The 18,216-nt window shown below is 71.7% G+C and carries 9 protein-coding genes; 5 read left to right on the plus strand and 4 right to left on the minus strand.

What is annotated here, in order from left to right; translation table 11 throughout:
* Positions 1 to 115: 115 nt before the first annotated feature.
* Complete coding sequence (gene treS / locus ACFXGI_RS19070; protein WP_384707649.1) at positions 116 to 1,810, minus strand: maltose alpha-D-glucosyltransferase; 1,695 nt, start codon at positions 1,808 to 1,810, stop codon at positions 116 to 118.
* Positions 1,807 to 3,801: an alpha-1,4-glucan--maltose-1-phosphate maltosyltransferase gene (locus tag ACFXGI_RS19075; protein ID WP_384707652.1), complete on the minus strand. Its 1,995-nt coding sequence runs from the start codon at positions 3,799 to 3,801 to the stop codon at positions 1,807 to 1,809. Before ACFXGI_RS19075 ends, treS begins: the two co-directional genes overlap by 4 nt.
* A 536-nt stretch (positions 3,802 to 4,337) precedes the next feature.
* On the opposite strand from ACFXGI_RS19075, the gene ACFXGI_RS19080 reads away from it, so the two are divergent.
* Together ACFXGI_RS19080 and glgP are read left to right on the plus strand one after the other, a co-directional pair.
* Positions 4,338 to 7,082 (plus strand): PKD domain-containing protein, encoded by a 2,745-nt coding sequence (locus tag ACFXGI_RS19080; protein ID WP_384707656.1) that lies wholly within the window; start codon positions 4,338 to 4,340, stop codon positions 7,080 to 7,082.
* Between the two features lie 210 nt (positions 7,083 to 7,292).
* Positions 7,293 to 9,947 (plus strand): alpha-glucan family phosphorylase, encoded by a 2,655-nt coding sequence (gene glgP / locus ACFXGI_RS19085; protein ID WP_384707659.1) that lies wholly within the window; start codon positions 7,293 to 7,295, stop codon positions 9,945 to 9,947.
* A 28-nt stretch (positions 9,948 to 9,975) separates the two neighbouring features.
* On the opposite strand, the gene ACFXGI_RS19090 is transcribed toward glgP, so the two are convergent.
* Complete coding sequence (locus ACFXGI_RS19090) at positions 9,976 to 10,998, minus strand: Lrp/AsnC family transcriptional regulator (protein ID WP_384707662.1); 1,023 nt, start codon at positions 10,996 to 10,998, stop codon at positions 9,976 to 9,978.
* A gap of 148 nt (positions 10,999 to 11,146) precedes the next feature.
* Here ACFXGI_RS19090 and ACFXGI_RS19095 point away from each other — a divergent pair, with 148 nt between their 5' ends.
* Entirely contained in the window at positions 11,147 to 12,691 is a 1,545-nt protein-coding gene (locus tag ACFXGI_RS19095; RefSeq protein WP_384707665.1) for a DHA2 family efflux MFS transporter permease subunit, read from the plus strand.
* A gap of 166 nt (positions 12,692 to 12,857) precedes the next feature.
* Positions 12,858 to 13,304 carry a hypothetical protein gene (locus ACFXGI_RS19100; RefSeq protein WP_384707668.1) on the plus strand — a complete coding sequence of 149 codons (447 nt, stop codon included), beginning with the start codon at positions 12,858 to 12,860 and terminating at the stop codon, positions 13,302 to 13,304.
* Positions 13,305 to 14,060: 756 nt separating this feature from the next.
* Here ACFXGI_RS19100 and ACFXGI_RS19105 read toward each other — a convergent pair.
* On the minus strand, positions 14,061 to 16,331 hold the full coding sequence (locus ACFXGI_RS19105; protein WP_384707671.1) for a M4 family metallopeptidase: 2,271 nt from the start codon (positions 16,329 to 16,331) through the stop codon (positions 14,061 to 14,063).
* 380 nt (positions 16,332 to 16,711) lie between these two features.
* Here ACFXGI_RS19105 and ACFXGI_RS19110 point away from each other — a divergent pair, with 380 nt between their 5' ends.
* Positions 16,712 to 18,199, plus strand: a complete 1,488-nt coding sequence (locus ACFXGI_RS19110) for a sugar transferase (RefSeq protein ID WP_384707674.1) — start codon at positions 16,712 to 16,714, stop codon at positions 18,197 to 18,199.
* Positions 18,200 to 18,216: the final 17 nt, after the last annotated feature.

Consider the following 18,216-nt stretch of genomic DNA (forward strand, 5'->3'; position numbering starts at 1 on the left):
AGAGTGTCCCGGATCGCGTCAGTTGCTTCTCCGGCGGTGTACAAGTGTCGGGTCAGGATGATCCGTACAGGGGCGGGCGATTGACCCATTCGCGCGCCCACCCCGTACTCGGCGGCTACTCGCCCAGCAGGCGGAACCAGTAGAAGCCGTGCCCCGCGATCGTGAGCAGGTACGGCCACTCGCCGATCGGCGGGAAGCGCACGTCACCCGTGAGCTCCACCGGGACACGCCCGTTGAACGACCGCAGGTCCAGCTCGGTGGGCTGCGCGAAGCGCGAGAAGTTGTGCACGCACAGCACCAGGTCATCCCCGTACTCGCGGAGGAAGGCCAGTACCGCCGGGTTGGACGAGGGCAGTTCGGTGTACGAGCCGAGGCCGAAGGCCGGGTTCGCCTTGCGGATCTCGATCAGCTTGCGGGTCCAGTGCAGCAGTGAGGAGGGCGATGCCATCGCGGCCTCGACATTGGTGACCTGGTACCCGTGGACCGGGTCCATGATGACCGGCAGGTTCAGCCTGCCCGGATCGCAGGAGGAGAAACCGGCGTTGCGGTCCGGTGTCCACTGCATCGGGGTGCGCACCCCGTCGCGGTCGCCGAGCCAGATGTTGTCGCCCATGCCGATCTCGTCGCCGTAGTAGAGCACCGGCGAGCCGGGCAGCGACAGCAGCAGGGCGGTGAACAGCTCCATCTGGTTGCGGTCGTTGTCGAGGAGCGGGGCGAGCCGGCGCCGGATGCCGATGTTGGCCCGCATCCGCGGGTCCTTCGCGTACTCGGCGTACATGTAGTCGCGCTCTTCGTCGGTGACCATCTCGAGGGTGAGCTCGTCGTGGTTGCGCAGGAAGATGCCCCACTGGCAGCGGTCCGGGATCGCCGGGGTCTTGGCCAGGATTTCGGAGACGGGGTAGCGCGACTCTCTTCGTACGGCCATGAAGATGCGCGGCATGACGGGGAAGTGGAAGGCCATGTGGCATTCGTCCCCGCCCTTCGTGAAGTCGCCGAAGTAGTCGACGACGTCCTCGGGCCACTGGTTGGCCTCGGCGAGCAGCACGGTGTCGGGGTAGTGCGCGTCGATCTCGGCTCTGACCCGCTTCAGGAGCTGGTGGGTGCGCGGCAGGTTCTCGCAGTTGGTGCCCTCCTCGGCGTACAGGTAGGGCACGGCGTCGAGCCGGAAGCCGTCGATGCCGAGGTCGAGCCAGAAGCGCAGCGCCGAGACGATCTCCTCCACGACGGCCGGGTTCTCGTAGTTGAGGTCCGGCTGGTGCGAGAAGAAGCGGTGCCAGTAGTACTGCTTGCGCACCGGGTCGTACGTCCAGTTGGAGGTCTCGGTGTCGATGAAGATGATGCGGGCGTCCTGGTACTGCTTGTCGTTGTCGGCCCACATGTAGTAGTCGCCGTACGGGCCGTCCGGGTCCTTGCGTGACTGCTGGAACCACTCGTGCTGGTCACTCGTGTGGTTCATGACGAAGTCGATGATCACCCGCATGCCGCGGTGGTGCGCGGCGTCCACGAACTCCACGAAGTCGGCGAGATCGCCGAACTCGGGCAGTACGGACGTGTAGTCCGCTACGTCGTAGCCCCCGTCGCGGAGCGGTGAGGCGAAGAACGGCGGCAGCCAGAGGCAGTCGACGCCCAGCCACTGGAGGTAGTCGAGCTTGGCGGTGAGCCCCTTCAGGTCTCCTACGCCGTCGCCGTTGCTGTCATGGAAGGACCGTACGAGCACCTCGTAGAAGACCGCCCGCTTGAACCAGTCGGGGTCGCGGTCCTTCGCGGGGGTGTCCTCGAACGTGTCGTGGACGGGATCGTTGATCATCATGTGGTGGGTGACCCTCCGGTGGGCGGGGACGGTCGCAGAGCCGCGAGTACGTGTGCGGGCGTTCGGCCCGGCTCCAGTCGTACGTAGTTGGCCCTGCCCCAGTGGTAGGTCTCGCCGGTGAGCTCGTCGCGCACCGCGAGGGACCCGTGCCAGTCGAGGCCGAGTACCGGCATGTCCAACGAGACCGTCGCCTCCTGGGTGTGGTGCGGATCGAGGTTGACGACCACCAGTACGGAATTGGCGCCCGCGTGCTTCGAATAGGCGATCACCTGGTCGTTGTCGGTCGTGTGGAAATGGATGTCGCGCAGCTGCTGGAGCGCCGGGTTGCGGCGGCGCAGCCGGTTGAGAGCGGTGATCAGCGGGGCGATCGTGCGGCCCTCGCGGTCGGCGGCCGCCCAGTCGCGCGGCCGGAACTCGTACTTCTCGGAGTTCAGGTACTCCTCGCCGCCCTCCCGGACCGGGGTGTTCTCGCACAGCTCGTACCCGGCGTAGACGCCCCAGGTGGGGGAGAGGGTGGCGGCGAGGACGGCGCGCACCTCGAAGGCAGGGCGGCCGCCCTGCTGGAGGTACTCGTGGAGGATGTCGGGCGTATTGACGAAGAAATTCGGCCGCATGACGGAGGCGGAGCGGACGTCCGCGAGCTCGGTCAGGTACTCGGTCAGCTCGGCCTTCGTGTTGCGCCAGGTGAAGTACGTGTACGACTGCTGGAAGCCGATCGCCGCCAGCGCGCGCATCATGGCGGGCCGGGTGAAGGCCTCCGCGAGGAAGATCACGTCGGGATCGGACTTGTTGATGTCCGCGATCACCTTCTGCCAGAAGACGACCGGCTTGGTGTGCGGATTGTCCACCCGGAAGATCCGGACGCCGTGGTCCATCCAGTACCGGAGGATGCGGACCGTCTCCTCGACGAGCCCGGCCATGTCGGTGTCGAAGTGGATCGGGTAGATGTCCTGGTACTTCTTCGGCGGGTTCTCGGCGTACGCGATCGTCCCGTCGGCCCGGTGGCGGAACCACTCGGGGTGCTTCTCCACCCAGGGGTGGTCCGGCGAGCACTGGAGCGCGAAGTCGAGGGCGATCTCCATGCGCAGCTCACGGGCGCGGGCGACGAAGGCGTCGAAGTCCTCGATCGTTCCGAGGTCGGGGTGGACGGCGTCGTGGCCGCCCTCGGTGGAGCCGATGGCCCACGGCACACCGGGGTCCCAACTTCCAGCCGAAAGAGTGTTGTTCGGTCCCTTGCGGTAGGTACTCCCAATGGGGTGGATCGGTGGCAGATACACCACGTCGAACCCCATCGCGGCGACGGCCGGCAGCCGTTCGGCGGCGGTCCGCAGCGTTCCGCTCACGGGCTCCTCGCCGGGCTCGACGACGGCTCCCTCGGAGCGCGGGAACATCTCGTACCAGGAGCCGAAGAGGGCCCGCCTGCGCTCCACGACCAGCGGCAGCGCCTTGGAGGCGGTGACCAGTTCCCGGTACGGACGCCGGACGAGGGCGGCCTGGACCGGGGGCGCGAGGGCGGCGGCGTACCGCAGCGACACCGGGCGGTCCTCGTCGCGCATGGCCTCGGCGGCGGCCAGGACGTGCTCGCGGCCGTCCTTCTTCGGGATCCTGGAGCCGGCCCGCTCGTAGAGCTCGGCGCCTTCGAGCAGGGTGAGCCCGGGGTCGATGCCGGCGGGGATCTTGATGGCGGCGTGGGCCTGCCAGGTGCCGACCGGGTCGCTCCACGCCTCGACGGTGTACGTCCACCTCCCCTCGGCCTCGGCGGAGACCCGGGCACCCCACCGGTCGGTGCCGGGCGCCAGTTCGCGCATCGGCACGGGGGGCCGCAGCCGCCCGCTGGGGTCGCGGAGCACGACATGGGCGGCGACGGCGTCGTGGCCCTCGCGGAATACGGTGGCGGAGATCTCGAAGACCTCTTCCACGACCGCCTTGGCGGGTCTGGCCCCGCAGTCGACGGCGGGGCGGACGTCCAACACGGGAATGCGACCGATCATGATGGGATCACCTGGGGGCAGTTCGCAGGGCTCGGTGACAACAACCCAGCCGGAGCACCGGCTGGTCGTGCACGCTCTGTTCGCTCTGTTTCTAGCCGCTCAGAAGACGGCTGGGCTGCGGGCATGGCCGCTCCTGTCCGCGTTCACTCGGGTGGCGGGAGAGGTGGTGGGGCGGGGTGCCGTGCGTGTACGCGGGGAGCCCTGCCCACTCTCACCCCGCTCAATCAGGTCCCTCGGTTAACTACTCGTACGTAGTGGCGCGGCCCGGACCAAGGCCTTGGCCGACATCTGCCGAGGCTCAGTCAAGTCGGTTGGGACTAACGGATGTACGCCCTGACACGCCCGTCGCAGTGGCACCACGGGCCCCGTTGGTGACCGGGGATTTGGGGCGGTGAGGGCGGATTATCCGGAGTGACAGCGCTGCCCGGAGAGAGGATCATGAGGCCGTCTCAGTGGGTTCCGCGCGTGCTTCCGGCTGCCGGAATGTCCTGAATCCGCTTCACCTCCACTTCACCTTTTTCGAAGGAACGTTTCTGTTGCGTCCCACTCGTACGCTGGTCCTGCTGACCGCGGGGCTCGTCACCCTTCTCGGTGTACCGGCCGCCGTGGCTGCCGATACGCCGGCCTCGCTCTATGTCGACAACGGCCACGCCCACTGCTCCGACACCGGCTCCGGTGCGCAGGCGGCCCCGTTCTGCACGATCTCGGCGGCTGCCAGGGTCGTGAAGCCGGGCCAGACGGTGCGGATCGAACCGGGTAGGCCGTACGACGAGGCCGTCACCGTCGACCGCTCCGGCGAGCCGGGCAAGCCGATCGCCTTCGTGTCGGGCGCGGCCGACGGCTACAGCCGGGTGGACCTCGGCAAGGGCCTGAGCGTCACTGGTGCGGGCCACGTGGTGGTGCGCGGGATGTACATCGGCGACGGCATCCGCGTCTCCCGGTCCACCGACATCGAGCTGGACCGGATCCAGAGCGGCGGGGGCGAGGCCGACGGCCTCGTCGTCGGGGAAGCAAGCGCGGACGTGCGCTTCACCCGCGGCTCGGTGTGGGGGGTTCGGATCGAGGGCGGCGCGCGGGGTACCGTCCTCGGTCGCAACGAGCTCAACGGAACCCTGGGCGCGAGCAACGTGGCGGTGGTGGACGCGCCCGGCACGGTCATCACCAACAACGACTTCTCCGCCCTCTGCGGGGCGACCGTGTCGTTCAGCGGCGCCTCGACCGGCTCCGCACTGTTCAACAACGTGATCTTCAGCGAGCCCACCCACAGCAGTTGCCGGCCGTCGGGTCCGCGGGGCGGCGTCGACGTGTCGCTGAGCGCGGCCGAGGGCACGCGCGTCGACTACAACGTGTTCAGCGGCCACGGAACGCCGGCGGTGAACCCGTACACCTGGGCGGGCAAGGCGTACCCGAGCCCGGCGGCCTTCCAGGCCGCCACCGGCCAGGGCGCGCACGATCTGTCGGCCCCCGACGGCTACAAGGTCGGCGCGATGGACGGCTCGCCCACCGTCGACTCGGCCGACGCGACCGCTCCGGGCGTCCTGCCCACCGACATGTACGGCAGGCCCGCCGCCGACGACCCCCGCGTCCCGAACACCGGCAGGGACGGCGGGTACCTGGACCGCGGAGCCCGCGAGACCCAGGACCACCTGAAGGGCGTCCGGCTGAACCTCGACCCCGACTGGGCGCCGGCGGGCACCACGGTGAAGGCGACGGCCGTCGCGGACAACCGGTGGCCGGGCGCGCTGACCTTCCACTACGACTTCGGCGACGGCACGGCCCCCGCCGTGACCAGGGCGACCACGGCCGAGCACGTCTACAGCGCGCCCTGTGCGTGGTGCGCGGTCAAGGTGACGGCCGTCTCCGACGCCGGGGAGACGGTGTCCGACACGAGGTCGACGAACGTGACCGCGGCCGGTCCGCTCACCGCCGCCCTCGCCGTGGATCCGGTTCTGCCGACCTCGGACAACCCGATCGGCCGCACCCTTCCGCTGAGCGTGGACGTCAAGACCGGGGCCTCCACCGCGCCCTGGCCGGTGGAGAGCGTCGACTTCGACTTCGGTGACGGAGCCACCTCGCACCAGAGCGGTCTGTCGGGCACGGGTCACACCTACGCCCGGCCCGGTGAGTACAAGGTCACGCTCACGGTCCGCGACACCAAGGGGGCCACGTCCACGGCCACGCGGAGCGTGAAGGTCGACTACGCGCCGTCCGGCTACGTCGCCACGGCGCCGTTCCGCCTGCTGGACACCCGTACCACCGGCACCACCCTCCGGGGCGGAAGCCCCATGGGCGTGGTCCTGCCGGTCGGGATCAGCGTGCCGGACCACGTCCTGTCCGGCAGCATGGCCGCGGCCGTCCTCAACGTGACCGTCACCGGCGCCGACGAGGACACCCACCTGAGCGTGTGGCCCTCCGGCCAGCCGCGCCCGGCCACCTCGAACGTCAACGTCAAGGCGGGCGGCACCTCCTCCAACACCGTCACCGTGCCGGTCGGCGCCGACGGCAAGGTCTCGGCCCAGCTCAACTCCGGCAAGGCCGCGCTCGTCGTCGACTTCGTCGGCTACTACCAGCCCGGCATCGGCCAGCGGTTCAGCCCGATCGCCCCGACCCGCCTCGCCGACACCCGTACGAGCGGCGGCGCGCTCGGCGGCGGGCAGACCCGGACCGTCAAGGTCGCCGGGGTGAACGGCATCCCCGCCGACGCCACCGCCGTCGCCTTCAACCTGACCGGCACCGGCTCCACCGAGAACGCCCACGTCATCGCCTACCCGGACCCGGCCAAGCGGCCCGCCACCTCGAACCTCAACCTCGAACCCGGCAAGGACAAGTCGAACCAGGCCATCGTCCCCGTCGGCCCCGACGGCACCATCACCCTCTACACCAACACCGGCTCCACCCACCTCGTCCTCGACGCCGTCGGCTGGTACGGCAAGGACGCCGGGGCCCTGTTCACCCCGACCGTCCCCCGCCGCCTCGCCGACACCCGCACCACCGGCAAGCTCGCCCCCGGAGCCACCACCACCGTGACCGGCCTGCCCGAGGGCGCCGTAGGCGCCGCGCTGAACGTCACCGCGACCGACACCACCGGCCCCGGCTTCCTCACCGTCTACGGCTACGGCACCACCCGCCCGGACGCCAGCAGCCTCAACACCCGCCCCGGTGACACCGTCCCCAACCACGTCACCACCCCGGTGGCCGACGGCCGCGTCTCCGTCTCCAACAGCCACGGCGGCAGCACCCACGTGATCACCGACCTGCTCGGCTACTTCACCCGGCCCTGACGCCCGTCGACCGATCCGCAACACCCGCCGCCCCGGCCGCCCGTGCACCGCACGAGGTGTCCGGGGCGGCGGTGTTCGAGGCGGGACGTCCGGCGCCCGAGGCACCGTGGCAGGCGGGGCCCCGGTGAGGCTAGCCTTCCCGGGGTGATGCGCGGACGCACAGCGTGGTGCGGCCGCTTCGATCCGCAATCGCCTGCGAAGGTAGAACGTGTGAAGGCTATCCGTCGATTCACCGTGCGCCCCGTCCTCCCGGAACCATTGCTTCCGCTTGCCGATCTCGCGCGCAATCTGCGCTGGTCGTGGCATACCGAGACCCGTGAACTCTTCCAATCCGTCGACCCCGAGGGCTGGCAGGCCGCCGGCGGCGATCCCGTCCGGCTGCTCGGCGCGGTCTCCGCACCCCGGCTCGAGGAACTGGCCGGCGACCGGCGGTTCCTGCGCCGGCTCGCCGTCGTCGCCGCCGACCTCGACGACTACGTCCACGGCGGGAGGTGGTACCAGAGTCACGAGGACCATGCCGAGCTGCCCGCCGGGATCGCCTACTTCTCGCCCGAGTTCGGGATCACCGCCGCCCTGCCTCAGTACTCCGGCGGGCTCGGCATCCTCGCCGGGGACCACCTCAAGGCCGCCAGCGACCTCGGCGTCCCCCTCATCGGAGTGGGGCTGCTGTACCGGCACGGCTACTTCCGCCAGTCGCTCTCCCGCGACGGCTGGCAGCAGGAGCACTATCCCGTCCTCGACCCCAACGAGCTCCCCGTCTCCCTCCTGCGCGACGGCGAGGGGGCACCGGCCCGGGTGACCCTGAGCCTGCCGGGCGGCCGCGCCCTGCACGCGCACATCTGGCAGGCCCGCGTCGGCCGCGTCCCGCTGCTGCTCCTCGACTCCGACGTCGAGGACAACGACTCCGGCGCCCGCGAGGTGACCGACCGGCTCTACGGAGGCGGCAGCGACCACCGCCTCCTCCAAGAGATGCTGCTCGGCATCGGAGGCGTGCGCGCGGTGCGCGCGTACTGCCTCATCACCGGGCATCCCGACCCCGAGGTGTTCCACACGAACGAGGGACACGCCGGCTTCCTCGGGCTCGAACGCATAAGGGAACTGGAAGGGGAGCAGGGGCTCGGCTTCGAGGCCGCCGTCGAGGCGGTGCGCGCCGGGACCGTGTTCACGACGCACACGCCGGTGCCCGCCGGCATCGACCGCTTCGAGCGGGCCCTCGTCGCCCGGCACTTCGGGCCCGGAGCGGAGCTGGCCGCCCTGCCGGTCGACCGGATCCTGGAACTGGGCGCCGAGTCCTATCCCGGCGGCGACCCCGGGGTCTTCAACATGGCGGTGATGGGGCTGCGGCTGGCCCAGCGGGCCAACGGGGTCTCCACCCTGCACGGGGCGGTCAGCCGCGGCATGTTCGCCGGGCTGTGGCCGGGCTTCGACCCGGCGGACGTGCCGATCACCTCCGTGACCAACGGCGTGCACGCCCCGACCTGGGTGGCCCCCGAGGTGGTCCGCCTCGGCGTCCGCCAGATCGGCGCCGGGCGCACCGAGGACGCGCTGTCGGTGGGCGGCTCCCAGCGCTGGGACGCGGTCGCCGACATCGCGGACCAGGACATCTGGGACCTGCGGCGCGTACTGCGCGAGCAGCTGGTGCAGGAGGTGCGCGACCGGCTGCGGGCCTCGTGGCTCCAGCGCGGGGCCGCCCAGGCCGAACTCGGCTGGGTGGACTCCGTGCTCGACCCGGACGTGCTCACCATCGGGTTCGCCCGGCGCGTGCCCTCGTACAAGCGGCTGACGCTGATGCTGCGCGACCCCGAGCGGCTGCGCGCGCTGCTGCTCCACCCGGACCGGCCCGTGCAGATCGTCGTCGCGGGCAAGGCGCACCCGGCCGACGACGGGGGCAAGCGGCTCGTCCAGGAGCTGGTGCGGTTCTCCGACGATCCGCGGGTGCGGCACCGGATCGTCTTCCTGCCCGACTACGGCATGGCCATGGCGCAGAAGCTCTACCCGGGCTGCGACGTCTGGCTGAACAATCCGCTGCGGCCGCTGGAGGCCTGCGGGACCAGCGGCATGAAGGCGGCGCTCAACGGCTGTCTCAACCTGTCCGTGCTGGACGGCTGGTGGGACGAATGGTTCGAACCGGACTTCGGCTGGGCCATCCCGACGGCCGACGGGCTCGGGACGGACGAGGACCGGCGCGACGACCTGGAGGCGGGCGCCCTCTACGAGTTGATCGAGGACCGGGTCGCACCGCGGTTCTACGACCGGGCCGGCCGCAGCGGACTGCCGGTGCGGTGGATCGAGATGGTCCGGCGCACCCTCGTCTCGCTGGGGCCCAAGGTGCTCGCGGGCCGCATGGTGCGGGAGTACGTGGAGCGGCTGTACGCGCCGGCCGCGCGCTCCCACCGGGCCCTGGACGCGGACGCGGCACGGGACCTGGCCTGGTGGAAGGGACGGGTCCGGGCGGCCTGGCCGCGGGTCGTCGTCGAGCACGTGGAGGCGCTGGCCGCGGCCCCGGTGAACGGCACCGCCGAGCTCGGGGCCACCCTCACGCTGCGGGTGAGGGTGGCGCTGGACGCGCTCACCCCCGAGGACGTCGAGGTCCAGGCCGTCGCCGGGCGGGTGGATCCGCAGGACGTGATCCGCGACGGGCGGTCCTTCCCGCTCAAGCCCACCGCCGGGCCGGACCTGGAGGGGCGCTGGATGTACGAGGGCCCGCTCGCCCTCGACCGTACGGGGCCCTACGGCTACACCGTACGGATCCTGCCCGCGCACCCGATGCTGGCGACGCCGGCCGAACTGGGGCTGGTCGCGGCCCCGGTGGAGACCGAAGCGACCGGTGACGCGGGCACGGGGGGCGGAGTGCTCCTGCGCTAGCCGCCGGGGGCCTTCAGGGCTCCGCGGTTCAGGGGGCGGGCGGCGGATCCACCAGCCGCCCGCCCTCCACCAGCATCCCGGCCCGCTTGATGTTGCGCAGGGTCGGGATCACCTCCACGTGCTGGATGCCGGGCACCGCGCCGATCCGCTCGGTCAGGTAGGTGTACAGCTCGTCGGTGTCCCGGCACACCACCGCGGCCATCAAGTTGGCCGTGCCCGTCACCGCGGCCGCGAACGGAACCTCCGGATGGCCGGCCAGTGCGGCGCCCGCCTCCGCCAGCCGCGCCGGCGCCGCGGTCAGCAACAGCGTCGCCTCCGCATCGAAGCCCAGGGCCGAGGGGACGAGCTCCAGGTCGAAGTAGAGCGCCCGCAGCTCCCGCAGCCGGTCCAGGCGCCGGCGCGCGGTGGACTCCGACAGGCCGGAGGCCCGGGCCAGCTCCGGATAGCCGGCCCGGCCGTCGTGGGCCAGCACCGCGAGCAGCGCGTGCTCGGCCTCGTCCAGGGCGTACCGCTCCTGCTCCTGCCCGTGCACCACGGGCGGCCTGGCCGGGGCCCGCCCCAGCGCCGCGATCTGCTCGGGCCGCAGCACGTCCAGACCGCACCACCCCGTCGGGCCGCCGATGTACACCCGCAGGATGGTGTGGGCGCTGACCCCGGTCACCCGGCGGGTGCGCGGGAGCTTGTCCAGGAGCAGGCCGTCGCGGTCCTGGCGGGTGCGGGCCTTGGTCAGACAGTTGATCTCGGTGCCGCCGGAGCCGAGCTTCACCCAGGAGATGTCCGGCCGCCGGGCCAGCGCCTCCGCCACCGCGAGCGCGGCGTCCGGCGCGCACTGCACCCGCAGCCAGGACTCGAAGAGCCCGACGCGGTTGCCCAGCGGCAGCCCGATCACCCGGAGCAGGCCCGAGGTCCGCAGCCGGCGGTAGCGGCGCACCACCGTCTGGTCGGAGACCTCCAGGACCTCGGCGATCCTGCTGAAGGCGGCCCGCCCGTCGATCATCAGGGCCTGCATCAGACCCCGGTCGAGGTCATCGAGCTGTACGGGCGTCGTCATGGTTTCCATCATGTCAGGGGCCAGGATGAGTGAAATCCGGCAACCGGAGAGGTCTGGGTGGGGGATCGGCCGCCCGGGTGGGAATTTGGAGCCACCGCCAACCCGAACCGATCACCTGCCGGGCCTCCGGGTCCCGAGGAGTTCTCCCATGCGCAAATGGCTCCCGCTCACCGCGGTGTGCCTCGGGGCGTTCATGCTCCTGGTCGACGTCACGATCGTGATGGTCGCCCTGCCCGACATGGCCGCCGACATGCACACGTCCTTCTCCGGACTCCAGTGGGTCGTCGACGGCTACGCCCTGGCCCTCGCCGCCCTGCTGCTCGGCGCCGGCTCCCTCGCCGACCGGATCGGCCGCCGCCGCGTCTACCTCGGCGGGCTCGGCCTCTTCGCCGCCGCCTCCCTCGCCTGCGGGCTGGCCGGCGGCCCGGCCGCCCTGATCGCCTTCCGCGCCGTCCAGGGCATCGGCGGCGCCGCGATGTTCGCCACCACCATGGCCCTGCTCAGCAGCGCCTACCAGGGACGCGACCGCGGGGTCGCCTTCGGGGTCTGGGGCGCGGTCAACGGGGCCGCCGCCGCGGCCGGCCCGATCATCGGCGGGCTGCTCACCCAGCACTTCGGCTGGCGCTGGATCTTCTTCATCAACCTCCCCGTCTGCGCCCTGGCCGTGTACGTGACGCTGAAGTCGGTCGCCGAGTCCCGTGACCCCCGCGCCAAGGGCCTCGACCTGCCCGGCATGGCCGCATTCACCACCGGGGCCGCGGCCGTCACGTACGCGCTGATCCGGGTCGGCGAGAACGGCTGGACCGGCGCCGCCACCCTCGGCCTCTTCGGCCTCGGCGTGGCCGCGTTCGCCGCGTTCGTCCTTGTCGAACTGCGCAGCTCCCACCCGATGCTGGACCTCTCGCTGTTCCGCAGCCGCTCCTTCGTCGGCGTCATGGCCGGGGCGCTGCTGCTGTCGGGCGCGGCGTTCTCGTACCTGATGTACGTCTCCCTGTGGCTGCAGTCCGCGGAGGGGATGGGCCCGGTCTCCGCCGGCCTGGTGCTGGTCCCGCTGAGCATCTCCGCGTTCGCCGTCTCCGCGGTGGCCGGGCGGCTGCTGCACGGAGCTCCGGCGCGGCTGACCATCGGCGGCGGGATGCTGCTGATCGGGGCGGGCGCGCTGCTCCAGGCCTGGATGACGGACGCGGGCGACGGCTGGCCGGTCCTGGTCCCGGGGCTGGTGGTGACCGGGCTCGGAGTGGGCATGGCGACCCCGGCCCTGGCCGCCGCCGCGATGGGCGCCGTGCCCCCGGCCCGGGCGGGCATGGCCGGCGGGGCCCTGAACACCGCGCGGCAGCTGGGCATGGCCCTCGGCGTCGCGGTGCTCGGCGCGGTCTTCCAGGCCGGACTGCGGGACGGGCTCGCCGGCTCCGGCCAGGGCCACGGCACGGCCGAGGCATTGGCCTCCGGGCGGGCCGGGCAGCTGCTGGCGACGGGTCCGGGCGCACGGGTCTGGGTCGAGGAGGCCTTCGCGAGCGGGCTGCGCGGGACGTTCCTGACCTCGGGGCTGATGGGGCTGGCGGGGGCGCTGCTGGTGCTGGTGCTGGTCCGCACGACGGCACAGGCTCCCGCGCAGGCCCCGGCCCGGGCGGCGGCGCCGGTCCCCGGTCCGGCCGCCGGCGGCTCCTCGGCATCCGAACGCGCATCCGTGTAGCGGGCGGCGGGCGGGGCCGTACGGGTGAAGGTGGCCGGGCCGGGAGGGTGAACCTTCGAACGTGTTGCGCATGGCGCAGTGCTCCGGCGTGGAATACCGCTCCCGACTCCGCCCGCTGGGTGCCACCGGACGGGCATCGCGTGCCCACAGAACGGACATCCTCCCCATGCGTCTTCGCCCGACCGCCGCAGCGCTGCTCGGCGCCCTCGCCCTCGTCCTGCCGACCGCCGGCCCGTCGCTGGCCGGTGGCCACGACGACCTCGGCCGGCTGCAGTACATCATCGACAACGACGAGCGGGCGCAGATCCGCCCGGCGGACAACGACACCTGCTACGAACTGACGGACACCTCGCGGGGCCGCCCCGCGACGGCGGTGCACAACGGCACCGAGTCGCGGGCTCTGCTCTACCCGAACCGCGCGTGCGGCGGCCGGGTGGAGCGCGAGCTGCAGCCGGGGGACACGGTGTACAACGTCGAGGTCCTCTCGGTGAGTTTCGTGCCGGTCCGCAGCCACCATGACGACTGCCGCGACGACTTCCGCCGGGGCGGCTGCGGCGATTCGCGCTGGGACGACGACGACGACTTCCGCTCCGCCTTCCGGAACAACGGCTGACCTCCCGGTCCGCCGAGCACGGGCGCGAGGTCCGGCCCCCTCGGGGGCCGGACCCTCGCGCCCGTCGAAGCACCCCCGCCGCCGGCCAGCGCACCACGTCCGCCGCCGAGTACGGGGGCGCGTCCGGGGAGAGCCGCGGCAGGAACGACAGGTCCTTGCCGATCGTCACCAGCGGGGGCACCGCCCGGCCGGCCGCCGCTGCGCCGGGCCGATCGCGGCCGGCAGGCCGTTGCACAGGCACCGCCGTCCCCGCGTGTCCGCCGGGTCGCCGCCCTTGCGGACGTACGCCACCGGCTCCGCCGCGCACCGGTAGGCCAGACCGCGCGGGCCGCGTACCCGTACGGTCCTGCCTCCACCGCGATCCGCGTCACGCAGGGTTCGCAGCGCGCCAGCCGGTCGGCGAGGGCAGGGATCTGACCGGGGACCCCGGCGCGCAGCCGCGGGGTGGTCCGCATCCGGACGGCCGCGTCCTCGCCGGGGCCGTCCGGGCGGAAGCAGCGGTCGAGCGCGGTCCGCGCGAGCTCGGCCCGGGCCGGTCGCCGGCCGCAGACGCCGACGCCCATGCCGCCCTGGATCAGCCAGGGCCGCCGCACGGTGGCGGGGACGGCCGCGGACGGCCGCCGAAGGTCCCGGCCCGGCGGGGCGCAGGTCCCGTACGGCGGGGGCACATGGAACAGGGCCGCCCGGGAGGGTCTCTCCCGGACGGCCCCGCGTTTTCAGTGGGTCAGCCGTGTGGCTTCACCTGCCCCGGAGGGGTCAGAAGGTGAGCTTCCAGCTGTCGATCTTGCCGGTGTCCAGGCTCGCGTTGTCGCTGACCCGGAGCTTCCAGACGCCCTGGGCCACCTCGGACGAGGCGTTGACCGTGTAGCTCTTGACGATGTTGTCCGCACTGCCGCCGGAGCGGTTGTGCAGGTTGTAGACGCTGCCGTCAGGGGCGACCAGGTCGACCTTCAGGTCGCCGATGTAGGTGTGGAGGATGTTGACGTCCACCTTGAGGGTGCTCGGCGCGTTGCCGGTGCGGGTCACCGTGATCGGGGACTCGACCGTCGCGTTGTCGGCGATCGCGTAGTCGTTCGTGTTCTCGAACACGTTCTGCTGGGACGTGCCGACGGTCCAGGTGAAGGACGTCGTGCCCGTCTTGCTCGCCGAGTCGGTCACCGTCACGGCCACGTTGGACGTGCCCGCGGTGGTGGCCGTGCCCGAGATCAGACCGGTCGAGGAGTTGATCGACAGGCCGGCCGGGAGGCCGGTGGCCGCGTAGCTGAGCGCACCCGGGTTGGTGCTGGTCGCCTGGACCTGAAGGCTCACAGCGGTGTTGATCTGGGTGGTCTGGTTCGGGATCGCGGTGACCGAGACGCCGGACTGCGGCGGCCGGGCGCCGACGGCGATGCCGGCCCAGGCGTTGGCCACGTCGTTGTACGTGACCGAGTTCGCCCCGTACAGGTCGGCGGCGGCCTGGAGGGTCGCCGTACGGGCGGCCGCGTAGTTGGTGTTCGACTTGAAGTAGCCCACCGTCAGCGCGCGGAACCAGATCTTCGCGGCGGCGTCACGGCCGATCGCGGTGACCGGGAGGCCGTCGGAGGTCGGCGAGTTGTAGCTCACGCCGTTGATGACCTTGGCGCCGGAGCCCTCGGACATCAGGTAGAAGACGTGGTTGGCCGGGCCCGAGGAGTAGTGGACGTCGATGGAGCCGATGCCCGAGTACCACGAGTCCTTGGAGCCGCCGTCCTTGCTCGGCTTGTCCATGTAGCGCAGCGGGGTGCCGTCGCCGTTGATGTCGATCTTCTCGCCGACCAGGTAGTCGCCGACGTCCTGCGGGTTGTTGGCGTAGAACTCGACGGCCGCCGCCATGATGTCCGAGGTCGCCTCGTTCAGACCGCCGGGCTCACCGCTGTAGGTCATGTTGCCGGTGACCGAGGTGAGGCCGTGGGTCATCTCGTGGGCGGCCACGTCGATGGACGTCAGCGGGTGCGTGTTGCTCGTACCGTCGCCGTACGTCATGCAGAAGCAGGAGTCGTCCCAGAACGCGTTCACGTACGCGTTGCCGTAGTGGACCCGGCTGTACGGGGCCACGCCGTCGTTGCGCAGGCCGTTGCGGCCGTGCACGTTCTTGTAGTAGTCCCACGTCAGCTGTGCGCCGTAGTGCGCGTCGGCGCCGGCGGTCGCGCGGTTGGACGCGGCGCCGTTGCCCCACACGTCGGTCGTGTTGGTGAACAGGCTGCCGGTGCCGGAGCTGCCGCCGTTGAGGTCGTACGTCTTGTGGTTGCCTCGCCCTGCGTCGGTCAGCGTGTAGTTGCTGCCCGACTGCGAGGTGCCCATCGTGACCTGGCCGCTGTACATGGTGTTGCCGGTGCCGGTCTCGATGGCCTGCCACTGGGTGATCTTCGCGCCGGTCTTGGCGTCCGTGACCACGTGCAGCTCGCTCGGGGTGCCGTCGTCCTGGAGGCCGCCGACGACGGTCTCGTAGGCGAGGACGGGGGCGCCCTCGGCGGCCCAGATCACCTTGCGGGCGTTCTTGGACGCCTTGGCGTTCTTGGAGCCCTCGGAGTTCGCCGCGGAGACGGCCTGGCCCTCGGCGGCGGCCGGGGTGACCGTGGCCGTGGTGTCGGCGACCTTGATCTCGTGGTTGGTCGCCCGGGTGATGCTCTTGGTGACGCCGGCCTTGGCGTGGACCGTCAGGTCGCCGCCGAGCACGGGGAGTCCGCCGTAGGTGCGCTCGTACGTGGTGTGCGTGGTGCCGTCGGCGTCCTTGACGACGTCGCGTACGACCAGCTTCTCCTGCTCGCCGAGGCCGAGGGCCTTGGCCGCCTGGACGGTGGTCGAGTTGGCGTCCGCTATGAGCGTCGCACGCTCGGAAGGACTGAGATTGACGGCGGCCGCACCCGGGTTGGGCTGAGCGGCGTTGCGTGCCTGCGACGCGGTGGCGTCGGCGGAGGCGGTGCCGGCCTGGATGCCGACGGCGAGCAGTGCGGCGGCGGCAACGAGAGCGCCGGCCGCGGTGGCACGCCTGTGGGGGGTGTGACTCAACGCAGACTCCTTCTGCAAGGGGGTGCCGGAGAGCTGGGTGGGCCTCCGGGCAGAGCAGGCTGGTGCGAAGAACGGATCGAAGAGTGCCAGCTGGCGGCGTGGATGTCAGGGCCGCGTCAAAAGGTTGGCTGGAAACGGTTCGTTGACCGATAAGACGTATCCGGTATCCGAACCATTCACCTTCGCGTGCGAAAGGGGGGTCCGTTATCTGGAACGGTTGGTACCGGTTGCTAACACTTGCGCAACAAGAGGTCCCGTTCGGGCAATCGGCATTTGTCGTACGGGCGTTTGTCGTACTGTTTCCCGGTGCGCCAGTTGTTCGCAGCCAGGGGAAGCCGCGGGCACGCGCATCTGTCATAGACCACGTGCCAGGGGGGCCCATGAGGCATGTCCATTTTCCTGCGCAAAGACTGGCCGGAGCCGCGGCGGCGTCCGCCGGGCTCGCGGCCGCCCCGGTGAGGCGGATCGGCGACAAGGCCCGCTGGTACCTGCCGGCCGCCTTCACCGCCGACTTCCTCGGTGCCGCGGTCCCCGTAGGGCTGGTCTTCCAGGCGGCGCAGCAGGTCCGGCCGGTGTACTGCGCCCTCGGCGCGGCCCTCGCCTGGACCGGGGTGCAGGCGGTGCGCCGCCGCTACGCCTCCCGAGCGCTGGGAGAATCGCGCGGAGTGCTGCCCGTCCTGCATGACTGGCTGATTCTCATCGGTGTCCTGGCCGTGGCCCGCGTGGTGACCGGCGAGAGCACCCCGCGGCTGTCCGCGCTCGGCGCCCTGCTGCCCGCCCTCCTCGTCACCGTGGCCTGCCACAAGCTGACCTACCGCCACCTCTCGGCGGCCCGCCGCGAGGCGCACGCCGTCAGCCGGGTCCTGGTGGTCGGCGAACCCGGCGCGGCCGGGGCCGTCATCGAGCACCTGGCCGCGCGCACCGACCATCCGTACGTCGTCGTCGGCGTGGTGCCGGTCGGCGCCGGCCCGCTCGAAGGCGGGGTGCCCGTCGCGGCCCGGCTCGACGAGAGCGTGCCCGAGGCCCCGAACGCGGACTCGGCCGCCGTGCTCGGCGCCGTCCGCAGCCACCACGCCGATCTCGTCCTGGTCGCCCCGGGCGCGCGGATCTCGGGCGAGCGGCTGCGCAAGGTCGCCTGGGCGCTGCACGACGCGGGGCTGGAACTCGCCGTCTTCCCCGGGCTCGTGGAGGTCTCCGTCAAGCGGCTGGAGACCCTCTCCGCGGGCGGACTCGCCGTGCTGCGGGTGGCGCCGCCGGTCAGCCGGGGCGTGCAGACCCTGCTCAAGTCGGTCCTCGACCGCACCGGGGCCGCCGTCGGACTGCTCCTGCTCTCGCCCGTCTTCCTCGGCATCGTCCTGGCGATCCGGCTCGGCTCACGCGGTCCGGCGTTCTACCGCCAGCGGCGCATCGGGCGCGACGGGGCGCCGTTCGTCATGTGGAAGTTCCGCACCATGGTCGTGGACGCGGACCGGCTCAAGAACGAGCTGTCCGGGGCCAACGAGAACGACGGCCTGATGTTCAAGATCCGCCGTGACCCCCGGGTGACCCGGGTGGGCCGGCTGCTGCGCCGTACCTCCATGGACGAACTGCCCCAGCTGTTCAACGTGCTCAGCGGGCACATGTCGCTGGTCGGCCCGCGCCCGCCGCTGCCGGAGGAGGTGGCCCAGTACGACGAGGTCGAACTGCGCCGGCTCACCGTGCGGCCGGGCATGACCGGGCTGTGGCAGATCAGCGGGCGCTCGGACCTCTCCTGGGACGAGACGATCCAGCTCGACCTGCAGTACGTCGACAACTGGTCCTTCACCAGTGACGTGGACGTCATGGGCCGTACCCTCCGCGCCGTCGTAGACGGCCGCGGAGCGTACTAGGGGGTGCCCGGCGGACG

Source organism: Streptomyces sp. NPDC059355 (genome assembly GCF_042752335.1).
Taxonomy (GTDB): Bacteria; Actinomycetota; Actinomycetes; order Streptomycetales; family Streptomycetaceae; genus Streptomyces.